We start from the raw sequence: 14,474 nt of genomic DNA, 5'->3' as shown, positions 1-14,474 counted from the left end.
GACAGTACATCGGCATGATTTCGTCAAAAATGACCACCTGAGGAATGCCTGGTGAATCGTTTTGTAATTGCTGACTCCACCCTCTGCATTGGCTGCCACACCTGTGAAGCCGCCTGTGCCGAGACGCATCGCCAGCGCGGTTTGCAGTCTATGCCGCGCCTGAAAGTGATGCGCAACGAAAAAGAATCTGCGCCGCAGCTATGTCATCACTGCGAAGACGCGCCCTGCGCCGGGGTCTGCCCGGTGAATGCCATTAACCGCGTCGATGGCGCGGTGCAGCTCAATGAAAGCCTGTGCGTCAGCTGCAAGCTGTGCGCCATCGCCTGTCCGTTTGGCGCGATCGAAATGTCCGGCAGCCGCCCGCTGCATATTCCGGCCAACGCCAATACGCCGAAAGCGCCCGCCGCGCCGCCTGCGCCAGCCCGTGTCAGCACGCTGCTGGACTGGGTACCAGGTATCCGCGCCGTGGCGGTGAAATGCGATCTGTGCAGCTTCGATGACGCCGGTCCCGCCTGCGTGCGCACCTGCCCGACGCAGGCGCTGCATCTGGTCGATAACCATGACATCGCCCGCGCCAGCAAACGCAAGCGCGAGCTGACCATTAACGCGGATTTCGGCGATCTGTCGGCGCTGATGCTGCCGCCAGGAGGTACACATTGAACGCGCTTTCACTCATTAACAGCGCGCTGCTGTTTTTTTCCGCGGCGGCGTTGCTGGCAGCGGCATTTTCATTTTATAAGCCGCTGAGCGGCGTGATGGCAGGGCTGGGCGGCGCGCTCGCCAGCGTCATGACGGCGGGGGCCGGCGCGCTGGTACTGCTCGACGGCGTGGCGGTGCAGGGCACGGTATCGCTGGCGGGTATGGGGATGCTTATCACGCCGCTGTCTGCGATCTGGCTTATCACCCTCGGCCTGTGCGGGCTGTTTGTCAGCCTGTTTAACCTTGACTGGCATCGTCATGCCGGGGTGCAGGCGAACGGTCTGCTGATGAACGCCCTGATGGCGGCGGCGGTGTGCGCTGTCGTTGCAGATAATTTTGGCGTGCTGGTGGTCATGGCGGAGATCATGGCGCTGTGCGCGGTGTTTCTCACCGGCTGCGGCCAGTCGGCAAAACTGTGGTTTGTGCTGGGCCGGGCGGGCACGCTGCTGCTGATTATCAGCGGCGGGCTGATCTGGCAGCGTTATCACACGCTGGATCTGACGCAGATGAATATCGCCGCCCGGCAGTTGCCTCTGAGCGCCGGGATCTGGCTCACCGGCGTGGCCGGATTTGGCCTGCTGGCGGGGATCATCCCGCTGCACGGCTGGGTGCCGCAGGCTCATGCGAATGCCAGCGCGCCCGCCGCGGCGCTGTTCTCCACCGTGGTGATGAAAATCGGTCTGTTCGGCATTCTCACCCTGTCGCTGGCGGGCGGCAACCCGCCGCTGTGGTGGGGCGTTGTGCTGCTGGTGTTGGGCATGGTGACGGCTTTTGTCGGCGGGCTTTACGCGCTGATGGAGCACAATATTCAGCGTCTGCTGGCGTACCACACGCTGGAAAATATCGGCATTATTTTGCTGGGTCTGGGTGCCGGTCTGACCGGCATCGCCCTGCAGCAGCCCGCGCTGATCGCCCTTGGCATGACCGGCGGCCTCTATCACCTCATCAACCACAGCCTGTTTAAAAGCACGCTGTTTCTCGGCGCGGGCAGCGTCTGGTATCAGACCGGACACCGCGACATTGAAAAACTGGGCGGTATCGGCAAACGCATGCCGCTGATCTCGCTCGCCATGCTGGTGGGGCTGATGGCGATGGCGGCGCTGCCGCCGCTCAACGGCTTTGCCGGGGAGTGGGTGATCTACCAGTCCTTCTTCCGCCTGAGCAGCAGCGAGCTGTTTATTGGCCGTCTGCTTGGCCCGCTGTTAGCCGTGGGACTGGCGATCACCGGCGCGCTGGCGGTGATGTGTATGGCGAAAGTCTATGGCGTGACCTTTCTCGGCACGCCCCGCACCCCGGAGGCGGCAAACGCCCGTCCTGCGCCCTTGCTGATGACCTTCTCCGTGGTGGCGCTGGCGCTGTGCTGTATCGCGGGCGGCGTGGGCGCGCCCTGGCTGCTGCCGCTGTTATCAACGGCGGTACCGCTGCCGCTTGCCACCGCGCAGACCAGCGTGTCACAGCCGATGATCGCGCTGCTGCTGGTGGCCTGTCCGCTGTTGCCGCTGATCATCATGCTGTTGTTGAAAGGCGACCGTTTACCGGGACGCCAGCGCGGGGCGGCATGGGTGTGCGGTTACGATCACGAGCCGTCGATGGTGATCACCGCCCACGGTTTTGCCCATCCGGTGAAAGCCGCTTTTGCCCCGGTGCTGAAGCTGCGTCACTGGCTGAACCCGGTCGCCCGCATTCCTGGCTGGCAGCGTGAAGGGGCGGCGGTACTGTTCCGTCGCCTGGCGCTGATCGAGCTGGCGGTGCTGGTGGTGGTTGTGATTTCCCGAGGAGCCTGAACATGAATCTGCTGTTTCCGTTACTTCAGGCGCTGGCGCTGTTTGCCTTCGCGCCGCTGCTGTCCGGCGTAACCCGCGTGGCGCGCGCCCGTCTGCATAATCGTCGCGGGCCGGGGGTGCTCCAGGAATACCGCGACCTGATCAAGCTGTTCGGTCGGCAGAGCATTGCGCCGGACGCGGCGGGCTGGGTGTTTCGCCTGATGCCGTTCGTGATGGTCGGCGTGATGCTGACCATCGCCACCGCGTTGCCGGTGATCACCGTCGCCTCGCCGCTGCCGGTGCTGGGCGATCTGATCACCCTGATCTACCTGTTCGCCATTGCACGCTTCTTCTTTGCCATCGCCGGGCTGGATACCGGCAGTCCCTTTACCGGGCTGGGGGCCAGCCGTGAGGCGATGCTCGGCGTACTGGTAGAGCCGATCCTGATCTTAGGACTGTGGGTCGCCGCGCTGGTGGCGGGTTCGACGCACATCTCTTATATCACCGCCGCGATTTACCACTGGCCCGCTGGTCGCAGCCTGCCGCTGTTCCTTGCGCTCTGCGCCTGTGCCTTCGCCACCTTTATTGAGATGGGCAAACTGCCGTTCGATCTCGCGGAAGCGGAGCAGGAGTTACAGGAAGGGCCGCTGACCGAGTACAGCGGCAGCGGCTTTGCGGTGCTGAAGTGGGGCATCTGCCTCAAACAGCTGGTGGTGCTGCAACTCTTCGTCGGCGTCTTTTTCCCCTGGGGGCAGATGATGCACTTCAGCGTCACCGGCCTGTTGCTGGCGCTGGTGATTGCCGTGGTGAAACTGCTTGTCGGCGTGCTGGCGATCGCCCTGTTTGAAAACAGCATGGCGCGGCTGCGTTTTTGCGCCACCTCGCGCGTCACCTGGGCCGGTTTCGGCTTTGCCTTTTTAGCCTTCGTCTCCTTGCTGGCGGCGTGATTTAAGAGAACTTATGTATGTCTGAAGAAAAAATCGGTCAACACTACCTCGCCGCCCTGCATCAGGCCTTTCCGGGCGTAGTGCTGGATGAAGCCTGGCAGACCCGCGATCAGCTCACCCTGACGGTGAAAGTAAATTATCTGCCGGAAGTGGTGGAGTTTCTCTATTACCAGCAGGGCGGCTGGCTGTCAGTGCTGTTCGGCAATGACGAACGCCAGCTGTGCGGCCATTACGCCGTCTACTACGTGCTGTCGATGGAGCAGGGCACCAAATGCTGGATCACGGTGCGGGTGGAAGTGGACGCCAGTACCCTTGAGTTTCCGTCGGTGACGCCGCGCGTACCGGCGGCGGTCTGGGGCGAGCGCGAAGTGCGCGACATGTACGGCCTGCGCCCGGTCGGGCTGCCGGATGAGCGTCGTCTGGTGCTGCCGGATGACTGGCCGGACGAACTCTATCCGCTGCGTAAAGACAGCATGGATTACCGCCAGCGTCCGGCGCCGACCACCGACAGCGAAACCTACGAGTTTATTAACGAACTGGGCAGCAAGAAAAATAACGTCGTGCCCATCGGCCCGCTGCACGTCACCTCCGACGAACCGGGCCATTTCCGCCTGTTTGTCGATGGTGAAAATATTATCGACGCCGATTACCGCCTGTTCTATGTCCATCGTGGCATGGAAAAGCTGGCGGAAACCCGCATGGGCTATAACGAAGTGACTTTTCTGTCGGATCGCGTGTGCGGCATCTGCGGCTTCGCCCACAGCACCGCCTACACCACCTCGGTGGAAAATGCGATGGGCATTAAGGTGCCGGAGCGCGCGCAGATGATCCGCGCCATTCTGCTGGAAGTGGAGCGGCTGCACAGCCATCTGCTGAACCTCGGCCTGGCCTGTCACTTTGTCGGCTTTGACTCCGGTTTTATGCAGTTTTTCCGCGTGCGCGAAACCTCCATGAAAATGGCGGAGATCCTCACCGGCGCGCGTAAAACCTACGGCATGAACCTGATCGGCGGCATTCGTCGCGACATGCTGAAAGACGACATGATCCAGACCCGTCAACTGGCGCAGCAGATGCGCCGCGACGTGATGGAACTGGTGGACGTGCTGATGAGCACGCCGAATATTGAACAGCGTACCGTCGGCATTGGCCGTCTGGATCCGCAAATTGCCCGCGACTTCAGCAACGTCGGCCCGATGGTGCGCGCCAGCGGCCATGCGCGCGATACCCGCGCCGATCACCCGTTCGTCGGCTACGGGCTGCTGCCGATGACCGTGCACAGCGAACAGGGCTGCGACGTGATCTCCCGCCTGAAAGTGCGCATCAACGAAGTGCTGACCGCGCTCAATATGATCGACTTTGGTCTCGATAACCTGCCCGGCGGCCCGCTGCTGGTGGAAGGCTTTACCTATATCCCGCACCGCTTTGCGCTCGGTTTTGCCGAAGCGCCGCGCGGCGATGATATTCACTGGAGCATGACCGGCGACAACCAGAAACTCTACCGCTGGCGCTGCCGGGCGGCGACCTACGCCAACTGGCCGACCCTGCGCTATATGCTGCGCGGCAACACGGTATCCGACGCGCCGCTGATCATCGGCAGCCTCGATCCGTGCTACTCCTGCACCGACCGTATGACGGTGGTGGATGTGCGCAGGAAGAAAAGCAAAGTGGTGCCGTACAAAGAGCTTGAGCGCTACAGCATCGAGCGTAAAAACTCGCCGCTGAAATAAGGAGTCGCCATGTTTACCTTTATCAAAAAAGTCATCAAAACCGGCGCGCCGACGTCGTCGTACCCGCTGGAGCCGATTGCCGTCGATAAAAATTTTCGCGGCAAGCCGGAGCACAATCCGCAGCAGTGCATCGGCTGCGCCGCCTGCGTGAACGCCTGTCCGTCAAACGCCCTGAGCGTGGAAACCGATCTGGCCCGTGGCGAGCAGGCCTGGCAGTTTAACCTCGGGCGCTGCATTTTTTGCGGTCGCTGCGAAGAGGTCTGTCCGACGGCGGCCATTACCCTGTCCCAGGCCTATGAACTGGCGGTATGGAAGAAAGAGGATTTCCTGCAACAGTCGCGCTTTGCGCTGTGCGAATGCCGCGTCTGCGCCCGCCCGTTCGCCGTGCAAAAAGAGATCGACTACGCCATCGCTCTGCTGCAACACAACGGCGACACCCGTGCGCACGAGCACCGGGAGAGCTTCGAAACCTGCCCGGACTGCAAACGTCAGAAATGCCTGGTGCCGTCAGATCGGATCGAACTGACCCGCCACATGAGGAAGGCCAGCTAATGCAAAACCTAATTGGACCGCGTGACGATAACGGCATTCCGGTGCCGATGACGGTGGATGAATCCATCGCGCGCATGAAAACCTCGCTGCTGAAAAACATCAAGCGTTCCGCCTATGTCTACCGGGTGGACTGTGGCGGTTGCAATGGCTGCGAAATCGAGATTTTCGCCACGCTTTCGCCGCTGTTCGACGCCGAACGTTTCGGCATCAAAGTAGTGCCGTCACCGCGTCATGCCGACATTCTGCTGTTTACCGGTGCAGTGACCCGCGCTATGCGCTCCCCTGCGCTGCGCGCCTGGCAGTCAGCGCCGGATCCGAAAATCTGCATCTCTTACGGCGCCTGCGGCAACAGCGGCGGCATCTTCCACGATCTCTACTGCGTGTGGGGCGGCACCGACAAAATTGTGCCGGTGGACGTTTATATTCCGGGCTGCCCGCCGACGCCTGCCGCCACCCTGTATGGCTTCGCCATGGCGCTGGGCCTGCTGGAGCAAAAAATTCACGCCCGTCTGCCGGGTGAGCAGGACAATCAGCCTGCTGAACTTCTGCATGACGACATGATGCAGCCGCTGCGCGTGCGGGTGGATCGCGCTGCCCGCCAGCTGGCCGGTTATCGTTATGGCCGCCAGATTGCCGATGATTATCTGCGGCTGCTGGGCAAGGGCGAACAGCAGGTGGCGCGCTGGCTGGAAGCAGAAAACGATCCGCGGCTGAATGAAATCGTGCAGCGGCTTAACAGCGTGGTGAACGAGGCGCGTATCGGATGAGCGAGAAGGTCGTTTTCAGTCAGTTGAGTCGCAAATTTGTCGACGAGAATGATGCCACGCCGCCCGCCGCGCAGCAGGTGGTCTATTACAGCCTGGCGATCGGTCATCACCTGGGGGTGATCGACTGCCTGGAAGCGGCGCTGACCTGCCCGTGGCAGGCATATCTGGCGTGGATCGGCACGCTGGAGGAGGGCAGCGAGGCGCGGCGCAAAATGGAAGGCGTGCCGAAGTATGGCGAGATCGTTATCGACCATTCGCACATCAGCATGCTGGCCAACGCCTTTGATCGCGCCCGGGCGCAGCAGACGCCGGAGCAGCAGGCCTGGAGCCGGACGCTGCTCGGTATGCTGCACGATATTTATCAGGAGAATGCCATCTACCTGATGGTGAGGAGATTACGTGACTGATGTTTTACTCTGCGTCGGCAACACCATGATGGGCGACGACGGCGCAGGTCCACTGCTGGCGGAAATCTGCGCGGAGCGGGGCTGTGAAGGGTGGACGGTGATTGACGGCGGCAGCGCGCCGGAAAATGACATCGTGGCGATCCGCGAGCTTAAACCCGCGAGGCTGATGATTGTCGATGCCACCGACATGGGGCTGAACCCCGGCGAGATCCGCATTATCGATCCCGATGACATCGCCGACATGTTTATGATGACCACCCACAATATGCCGCTCAACTATCTGGTCGATCAGTTAAAAGACGATGTCGGCGAGGTGATTTTTGTCGGCATTCAGCCGGATATTGTTGGCTTTTATTATCCGATGACGCCGCCGGTAAAGGCGGCGGTGGAAACGGTGTATCAGCGCCTTGCCGGATGGCAGGGGAACGGCGGTTTTTCACCGCTGTGATTGAAACTCTGCCCGGTGGGAAATGCCGGGCGGCGCTGCGCTTGCACCGGCCTACATAATTTCGACAATGCGGATTTTTGTAGGCCCGGTCAGGCGAAGCCGCCACCGGGCAATGCAATTTATTCCAAATCCGCGCCATTACTGGCGATCACTTTCTTATACCACCAGAAGGATTTCTTGCGCGTGCGGGCCAGCGTGCCGTTGCCGGCATCGTCGCGATCCACATACACAAAACCGTAGCGCTTGCTCATCTCGCCGGTGGACGCGGCCACCAGATCGATACAGCCCCAGGAGGTGTAGCCCATCAGGGGCACGCCGTCTTCGATGGCATCGCCCATCGCGCGGATATGCTCGCGCAGATAGCTGATGCGGTAATCGTCGTTGATCTCGCCGTTAGCCTCGATTTCATCCCGCGCGCCGAGGCCGTTTTCCACCAGGAACAGCGGCTTCTGGTACCGGTCATACATCATATTCATGGTGATGCGTAAGCCCAGCGGATCGATGCCCCAGCCCCATTCGCTGGCCTGAATGTACGGGTTTTTCAGCGACTTCACGATATTCGCCGCGCTGGTATTCCCGGCGTTCATATCAGCCGATGCGCAGCGGGAGGCGTAATAGCTGAACGACACGAAATCGACGGTGTTTTTCAGGATCTCATCGTCCCCCGGCGCTTTCTCAATGTTTACGCCTTTCTCGCGGAACACGCGGGCGGAATAGGACGGATAGGCCCCGCGCGCCTGCACGTCGATAAAGAACAGGTTTTCGCGATCTTTCTCCAGCGCCATCCACACATCTTCCGGCTTGCAGGAGTAGGGGTAAAAATTACCGCCCGCCAGCATACAGCCCACCTGATTCTGCGGGTTCACTTCATGGGCGATTTTAGTTGCCAGCGCGCTGGCAATCAGCTCATGGTGCGCCGCCTGGTATTTCACCTGGTCCTGATTTTCACCTTCTTCAAACGCCAGTCCCGCGCCGGAGAACGGGCTGTGCAGCATGATGTTGATTTCATTGAACGTCAGCCAGTACTTCACCAGCCCGTCAAATTCTTCAAAACAGGTGCGCGCATAGCGGGTGAAGAACTCCACCATCTTGCGGTTGCGCCACGAACCGTACTCCACCACCAGATGCATCGGCACGTCGAAATGGCACAGCGTTACCAGTGGTTCAATGTTGTACTTTCTGCACTCCTCAAACACTGCTTTATAGAAGGCGATGCCTTCCGGGTTGGGCGTCAGTTCGTCGCCATTCGGATACAGACGCGCCCAGGCAATGGAAGTGCGGAACACCGTAAAGCCCATCTCCGCCATCAGGGCGATGTCTTCCTTGTAGCGATGATAAAAATCAATCGCCTCGTGGCTGGGGTAGAACTCATCATCACGCAGCGCCACGCGCTTTTCCTGGCCCAGCTTCACCGGCAGGCGGTTTGCGCCATGAGGGATCATATCAACGGTGGTCAGGCCCTTGCCGCCTTCGCGATATGCCCCTTCAGACTGGTTGGCGGCCAGAGCGCCGCCCCATAAAAATCCTTCCGGAAATACTGACATACTTACTTCTCCTTAAATCAGGCTCTGGCTTCGGTACTGACGGTCGCTTTCGCCGCCTGCAACTCACGCGCCTTCGCCGCTTCTTTTTCCACCGGAATATCTTCAAAGCCCAGCATCAGCGTGAGCACAAAGGACAGCACCACCGCCAGCGCCATCACGCCGAATACCCAGACGATGCTCATCGGATTGGCCGGATCGAAGAACTGCACGCTGGTAAACAGTCCGGGTGCTGCCATTGAATGGCTGGCGAGTCCGGCAATGCCCGCCACCGCGCCGCAGATAAAGCCGCTGATGAGGCTGGCGATAAGCGGTCGTTTCAGTCGTACCGCCACGCCGTACAGCGCCGGTTCCGAGATGCCCGCCAGAATGGCAGAGGCGGCGGCCGCCAGCGCCGTCTGACGCAGTTCCGGGTTTTTGGTTTTCCACGCCACCGCCAGCGACGAGCCGCCAAGGGAGAGGTTAGCGCCAATTTCTGACGGCATCACCATGCCTTCTTTACCAGTTTCGGCGATGGTCTGAATAATAGTCGGCGTAAATACGCGGTGCATCCCGGTCATCACCAGCAGCGGCCACAGCGCGCCCATAATGGCGACGGACAGCCAGCCAAGATAATCGTGAATTGTGTATACCAGCGCAGAGATGGCGCTGCCGATCCAGATACCGATTGGGCCGATGAGCACGATGGCGAGCGGGGCGGCAATCAGCACGATCAGCATCGGCTTGAGGAAGTTTTTCGTCACCGCCGGGGTGATCTTATCGACCCAGCGTTCGATATAAGACAGGCACCAGGTCATCACCAGCGCCGGGATCACCGTGTAGGTGTACTTCACCGCCGTTACCGGGATAAAAGCGAATTCGACGTGCTCGCCCTGAGCCGCTTTCGCCATCAGCTCGATAAAGCTTGGGTGCACCAGCACGCCGGCAATGGCTATCGCCAGCGACATGTTGGTTTTAAATTTGATCGCCGCCGAAGCCGCCACCATCAGCGGCAGGAAGAAGAAGGCCCCGTCGCCGATCACCGTCAGGATGGTCAGCGTTGGCGCGCCTTTTTCCAGCACGCCGGTCATCTCCAGAATCATCGCCAGCAGCTTGACCATCGATCCGCCGATGATCGCCGGGATCAGCGGCGACATGGTGCCGATCAGCGCATCGAGAATGCCCGCGCCGATGCGCTTTAGGGTCAGCTTTTGTTTTGATGCGGTTTCCACCGGCTGCATATCTCCCGGCAGCAGGCTCACCACTTCGCGGAACGCCTGCGAGACCGTGTTGCCGATGATCACCTGGCACTGGTTATCGTTACGCACCACGCCCATTACGCCGCTGATGCTTTTCAGGCCGGGAGCGTCGATGAGCGATTCATCTTTTACTACAAAGCGCAGACGCGTCATGCAGTGCGTCACGGCAGCGATATTGTCAACGCCGCCCAGCGCAGCAATCACAGAGTGGGCAAGCGCCGCATAATTCTTAGCCATCGGTAATTAATCCTGTTTTATCAGTAAGATACGCTTTCATTGTCAGACAATGACACAGCAGATAGGAAACCGGTTCCACAAAAGAATGATGAGTTCTGGTAAATCAAACAATTATTTTTATTTTAATTTGTGATGAGGTTCGCTAAATATTTGGTTGGCTGTAGGCCGGGCCAGACGCCGTCGCCGCCCGGCACCAAAGCTGCAAACTGCGTGAGGGTGAAGTACACTGCCGCTTATCGACATTAAAGGGACAATGATCATGACGACGATGCTGGAGGTCGCAAAGCGGGCAGGGGTGTCCAAAGCCACGGTATCCCGCGTGCTGTCAGGGAATGGCTATGTGAGCCAGGAAACCAAAGACCGGGTGTTTCAGGCGATTGAGGAGAGCGGCTACCGGCCTAATTTGCTGGCGCGCAATCTGGCGACGAAAAAGACGCAGATGCTGGGTCTTGTGGTGACCAACACCCTCTATTACGGCGTCTATTTCAGCGAGTTGCTGTTCCATGCCGCGCGGATGACGGAAGATCATGGCCGCCAGCTGATCCTCGCCGACGGTAAACACAGCGCGGAAGAAGAGCGCCAGGCGATCCAGTATTTACTCGATATGCGCTGTGACGCGATCATTATTTATCCCCGTTTTCTCAGCGTCGATGAACTGGATGCGCTTGTTGAAAATCACACCCAGCCGGTGATGGTGCTTAATCGTCGGCTGCGGAAAAACAGCAGCCACTGTGTCTGGTCCGATCAAAAACAGTCCAGCTTTAAAGCGGTGTCGACTTTATTAGCGCGCGGCCACCGGGATATTGCTTTTATTACCGGCTCGCTGGATTCGCCAACCGGTATTGAACGTCTGGCGGGCTATAAAGACGCGTTAGCGCAATACGGCGTTGCGCTGCGCAACGATCTGATCGTCGAAGGAAAATGGACGCCTGCCAGCGGCGCAGAGGGCGTGAAAACGCTACTCTCACGGGAGCAAACCTTTACCGCGCTGGTGGCCAGTAATGACGACATGGCGATTGGCGCAATTAAACAGCTGCATGAGGCGGGAATAACGGTTCCCGATCGGGTTTCCGTGCTGGGATTCGATGACATCGCGCTGGCGCCTTATATTGTGCCGTCGCTGTCCAGCGTGCGTATTCCGGTCACGGAAATGATCAAAGAAACCATTAACCGGTTAATCTTTATGCTCGACGGCGGTGAATTTAAATATCAGCAAACCTTTGCCGGGGAATTACATTCCCGCGACTCCATCATTGACGGGCCACACGCCTGACGTCGACAGGTGTCATCGTCACTCGTGTCGATGACACTTCCTTTCTGCCTCGTCTTTTCTAAAATATACATAAATATCAATATATTAAAATCTGGCACGATTCATGAATAGCTCCGCGGTAACCTTTACAGCCGGAGAACCCGATGAACCGTTTCATCATGGCGGATGCCAATAAATGCATTGGCTGCCGCACCTGCGAAGTCGCCTGCGTGGTTTCGCATCAGGAAGATCAGGACTGCGCCGCCCTGACGCCCACCACCTTTCTGCCGCGTATCCATGTGATTAAAGGCGTGAATATCTCCACCGCCACCCTGTGCCGCCAGTGCGAAGACGCTCCCTGTGCCAACGTCTGCCCGAACGGCGCAATCAGCCGCGATAAAGGCTTTGTGCATGTGATGCAGGAACGCTGCATCGGCTGCAAAACCTGCGTGGTGGCCTGTCCGTATGGCGCAATGGAAGTGGTGGTGCGCCCGGTCGTACGCAACAGCGGCGCGGGCCTGAACGTGCGCGCCGAAAAAGCCGAAGCCAACAAATGCGATCTCTGCCATCACCGCGACGCCGGTCCGGCGTGCATGGAAGTCTGCCCGACACGAGCGCTGGTCTGTGTCGATCGCAATATGCTGGAAAAAATGAGCGCCGATAAACGCCGTCGTTCCGCCCTGGATACCACCGGCATGCTGTTTTAACCCGAACCCGATTTCAACTTTTAACAGGTCTGTTACTGATGAAAAAAATCACAAGCGTATGTCCCTACTGCGGCGCAGGCTGCAAACTTAAACTGGTCGTTGAGAACAACAAAATCCTGCGCGCGGAAGCCGCCGAAGGGGTGACTAACCAGAACCAGCTGTGCCTGAAAGGTTACTATGGCTGGGATTTTCTGAACGATACTAAGCTTCTGACGCCACGCCTGACGCAGCCGATGATCCGCTATGAAAAAGGCGGCAAACTCACGCCGGTCAGCTGGGACGAGGCGATCCGTTATACCGCAAAACGCCTGGGCGAGATCCGCGCGCAGTTCGGCCCGCGCGCCATTATGACCACCGGTTCGTCCCGCGGAACGGGAAACGAAACCAACTATGTGATGCAGAAATTCGCCCGCGGCGTGCTCAATACCAATAACGTCGACTGCTGCGCGCGCGTCTGCCACGGGCCATCGGTGGCGGGATTACAGGAAACGCTTGGCAACGGCGCGATGAGTAACTCCATCGGCGACATTGAAAATTCCCGCTGCCTGCTGGTATTTGGCTACAACTGCGCGGATTCGCATCCCATTGTGGCGCGTCGGGTGATCAAGGCGAAACAGAACGGCGCGAAAATTATCGTCTGCGATCCGCGCCGTATCGAAACCGCGCGCATCGCCGATCAGCATCTGCAAATCAAAAACGGCTGTAATATGGCGCTGGTTAACGCCTTTGGTTATGTGCTGCTGGAAGAGCAGCTCTACGACAAAGAGTACGTCGCCAGCTTTACCAGCGGGCTGGACGCCTACCGGGAAACGGTAAAAGATTATGCGCCGGAAAAGGTAGAGCACCTGACCGGCGTGTCGGCGCAGCAGATCCGTCAGGCGATGCGCACTTACGCCGCCGCGCCGTCGGCCACCATTATGTGGGGCATGGGCGTGACGCAGTTCGGTCAGGCGGTGGACGTGGTGAAAGGGCTGTCGAGCCTGGCGCTGCTTACCGGCAATCTGGGGCGCGAGCACGTCGGCGTCGGGCCGGTGCGCGGGCAGAATAACGTTCAGGGGGCGTGCGACATGGGCGTCATCCCTAACCAGTTCCCCGGCTATCAGGATGTGGTGGATCCGGCGGTGCGCGCAAAATTCGCTGCCGCCTGGGGCATTAACGTTGACGATATGGACGATAAACCCGGCGTACGCATCACCGAAGTGCCGCATCTGGCCATCGAAGGCAAAGTGAAAGCCTATTACATCATGGGTGAAGATCCATTGCAGACCGAAGCGGATCTGGGCCTGGTGCGCAAAGGCTTTGCGGCCCTTGATTTTATCGTCGTGCAGGACATTTTCATGACCAAAACCGCCGAGCAGGCGGACGTGATCCTGCCCGCCACCTCCTGGGGCGAGCACGGCGGCGTCTTTACCTGCGCCGACCGCGGCTTCCAGCGCTTCGAAAAAGCCATTGAGCCTAAGTACAACGTCAAACGTGACTGGGAAATTATCAGCCTTATCGCCACCGAAATGGGCTACCCGATGCACTACGACAATAATCAGCAAATCTGGGATGAACTGCGCGAGCTGTGCCCGCTGTTCTATGGCGTGACGTATGAAAAAATGGGCGATATGGGACACGTGCAGTGGCCTTGCCCGACCCTCGATCACCCCGGCACGCCTTTCCTCTACAAAGGCAATAAATTTGATACGCCGGACGGCAAAGGGCATCTATTTGCCGCCCCGTGGCGCGCGCCTGCGGAAGTGCCGGACGCCGACTACCCGCTGGTGCTGTGCACCGTGCGCGAAGTGGGGCACTACTCCTGCCGCTCGATGACCGGTAACTGCGCGGCGTTGCAAACTCTGGCGGATGAGCCGGGTTTTGTGCAGATCAACCCGCAGGACGCCCGCGCGCTGGGCATTCAGGATCGGCAACTGGTGTGGGTTTCCTCGCGCCGTGGCAGGGTGATCAGCCGTGCCGACGTTAACGAGCGTATCAACACCGGCAGCGTGTACATGACCTATCAGTGGTGGATTGGCGCCTGTAATGAACTGACCCAGGACAATCTCGATCCGATCTCCAAAACCCCGGAAACCAAATATTGCGCGGTGAAGGTGAGCGCGATCGACGACCAGCGCTGGGCGGAAGATTACACTCAGACCACCTATCTTGAGATGAAAAACCGGCTGCGCGACGCAGTGGTATGACAG

13 protein-coding genes are annotated in these 14,474 nt (G+C 59.3%); 11 read left to right on the top strand and 2 right to left on the bottom strand.

Annotation, left to right across the window (positions count from 1 at the left end):
- Window positions 1–51 precede the first annotated feature (51 nt).
- From ACQUTD_RS00570 to hycI, 8 genes are read left to right on the top strand one after another with little or no spacing between them, the layout of a single operon-like run.
- A complete protein-coding gene (locus ACQUTD_RS00570) occupies window positions 52–660 on the top strand; it encodes a 4Fe-4S dicluster domain-containing protein (RefSeq protein ID WP_072570012.1) in 609 nt (202 codons plus the stop codon).
- On the top strand, window positions 657–2,483 hold the full coding sequence (gene hycC / locus ACQUTD_RS00565) for a formate hydrogenlyase subunit 3 (RefSeq protein ID WP_473276689.1): 1,827 nt from the start codon (window positions 657–659) through the stop codon (window positions 2,481–2,483). Before ACQUTD_RS00570 ends, hycC begins: the two co-directional genes overlap by 4 nt.
- A gap of 2 nt (window positions 2,484–2,485) precedes the next feature.
- A complete protein-coding gene (locus ACQUTD_RS00560; RefSeq protein WP_473276687.1) occupies window positions 2,486–3,409 on the top strand; it encodes an NADH-quinone oxidoreductase subunit H in 924 nt (307 codons plus the stop codon).
- 17 nt (window positions 3,410–3,426) lie between these two features.
- Entirely contained in the window at window positions 3,427–5,136 is a 1,710-nt protein-coding gene (hycE, locus tag ACQUTD_RS00555; protein WP_318364260.1) for a formate hydrogenlyase subunit HycE, read from the top strand.
- A 9-nt stretch (window positions 5,137–5,145) separates the two neighbouring features.
- Window positions 5,146–5,688: a formate hydrogenlyase complex iron-sulfur subunit gene (locus tag ACQUTD_RS00550; RefSeq protein ID WP_318373554.1), complete on the top strand. Its 543-nt coding sequence runs from the start codon at window positions 5,146–5,148 to the stop codon at window positions 5,686–5,688.
- Window positions 5,688–6,455 carry an NADH-quinone oxidoreductase subunit B family protein gene (locus ACQUTD_RS00545; RefSeq protein WP_318373553.1) on the top strand — a complete coding sequence of 256 codons (768 nt, stop codon included), beginning with the start codon at window positions 5,688–5,690 and terminating at the stop codon, window positions 6,453–6,455. The genes ACQUTD_RS00550 and ACQUTD_RS00545 overlap by 1 nt, the downstream gene beginning before the upstream one ends.
- Window positions 6,452–6,862: a formate hydrogenlyase maturation HycH family protein gene (locus tag ACQUTD_RS00540; protein WP_072570018.1), complete on the top strand. Its 411-nt coding sequence runs from the start codon at window positions 6,452–6,454 to the stop codon at window positions 6,860–6,862. The genes ACQUTD_RS00545 and ACQUTD_RS00540 overlap by 4 nt, the downstream gene beginning before the upstream one ends.
- The gene (hycI, locus tag ACQUTD_RS00535; protein WP_072570019.1) at window positions 6,855–7,310 is read left to right on the top strand and encodes a hydrogenase maturation peptidase HycI; all 456 of its coding nucleotides are present in this window, start codon (window positions 6,855–6,857) and stop codon (window positions 7,308–7,310) included. Before ACQUTD_RS00540 ends, hycI begins: the two co-directional genes overlap by 8 nt.
- Before the next feature lie 119 nt (window positions 7,311–7,429).
- On the opposite strand, the gene ACQUTD_RS00530 is transcribed toward hycI, so the two are convergent.
- Window positions 7,430–8,854 (bottom strand): 6-phospho-beta-glucosidase, encoded by a 1,425-nt coding sequence (locus ACQUTD_RS00530; protein ID WP_473276686.1) that lies wholly within the window; start codon window positions 8,852–8,854, stop codon window positions 7,430–7,432.
- A 17-nt stretch (window positions 8,855–8,871) separates the two neighbouring features.
- Window positions 8,872–10,326, bottom strand: a complete 1,455-nt coding sequence (gene ascF, locus ACQUTD_RS00525; protein ID WP_318377368.1) for a PTS cellobiose/arbutin/salicin transporter subunit IIBC — start codon at window positions 10,324–10,326, stop codon at window positions 8,872–8,874.
- A 259-nt stretch (window positions 10,327–10,585) separates the two neighbouring features.
- Here ascF and ACQUTD_RS00520 point away from each other — a divergent pair, with 259 nt between their 5' ends.
- The 3 genes from ACQUTD_RS00520 to fdhF all read left to right on the top strand — a co-directional run bounded on the left by ACQUTD_RS00520 (window position 10,586) and on the right by fdhF (window position 14,471).
- Window positions 10,586–11,599: a substrate-binding domain-containing protein gene (locus ACQUTD_RS00520; RefSeq protein WP_473276684.1), complete on the top strand. Its 1,014-nt coding sequence runs from the start codon at window positions 10,586–10,588 to the stop codon at window positions 11,597–11,599.
- 143 nt (window positions 11,600–11,742) lie between these two features.
- A complete protein-coding gene (gene hydN, locus ACQUTD_RS00515) occupies window positions 11,743–12,285 on the top strand; it encodes an electron transport protein HydN (protein WP_072570023.1) in 543 nt (180 codons plus the stop codon).
- Window positions 12,286–12,323: 38 nt separating this feature from the next.
- Window positions 12,324–14,471 carry a formate dehydrogenase subunit alpha gene (gene fdhF, locus ACQUTD_RS00510; RefSeq protein WP_473276683.1) on the top strand — a complete coding sequence of 716 codons (2,148 nt, stop codon included), beginning with the start codon at window positions 12,324–12,326 and terminating at the stop codon, window positions 14,469–14,471.
- The last annotated feature ends 3 nt before the right edge of the window (window positions 14,472–14,474 follow it).

It is taken from the genome of Enterobacter sp. K510 (assembly GCF_055804875.1).
Note: the sequence above shows the minus strand (reverse complement) of the source record. Positions and strands in the feature narration are given on the sequence as shown.

Excerpts from the sequence above, each read along its gene's own strand:
- hycE (WP_318364260.1), top strand. The coding sequence starts at position 3,427 with ATGTCTGAAGAAAAAATCGGTCAACACTACCTCGCCGCCCTGCATCAG.
- ACQUTD_RS00530 (WP_473276686.1), bottom strand. The coding sequence starts at position 8,854 with ATGTCAGTATTTCCGGAAGGATTTTTATGGGGCGGCGCTCTGGCCGCC.
- ACQUTD_RS00545 (WP_318373553.1), top strand. The coding sequence starts at position 5,688 with ATGCAAAACCTAATTGGACCGCGTGACGATAACGGCATTCCGGTGCCG.
- ascF (WP_318377368.1), bottom strand. The coding sequence starts at position 10,326 with ATGGCTAAGAATTATGCGGCGCTTGCCCACTCTGTGATTGCTGCGCTG.
- ACQUTD_RS00560 (WP_473276687.1), top strand. The coding sequence starts at position 2,486 with ATGAATCTGCTGTTTCCGTTACTTCAGGCGCTGGCGCTGTTTGCCTTC.
- ACQUTD_RS00520 (WP_473276684.1), top strand. The coding sequence starts at position 10,586 with ATGACGACGATGCTGGAGGTCGCAAAGCGGGCAGGGGTGTCCAAAGCC.
- fdhF (WP_473276683.1), top strand. The coding sequence starts at position 12,324 with ATGAAAAAAATCACAAGCGTATGTCCCTACTGCGGCGCAGGCTGCAAA.
- ACQUTD_RS00540 (WP_072570018.1), top strand. The coding sequence starts at position 6,452 with ATGAGCGAGAAGGTCGTTTTCAGTCAGTTGAGTCGCAAATTTGTCGAC.
- ACQUTD_RS00550 (WP_318373554.1), top strand. The coding sequence starts at position 5,146 with ATGTTTACCTTTATCAAAAAAGTCATCAAAACCGGCGCGCCGACGTCG.
- hydN (WP_072570023.1), top strand. The coding sequence starts at position 11,743 with ATGAACCGTTTCATCATGGCGGATGCCAATAAATGCATTGGCTGCCGC.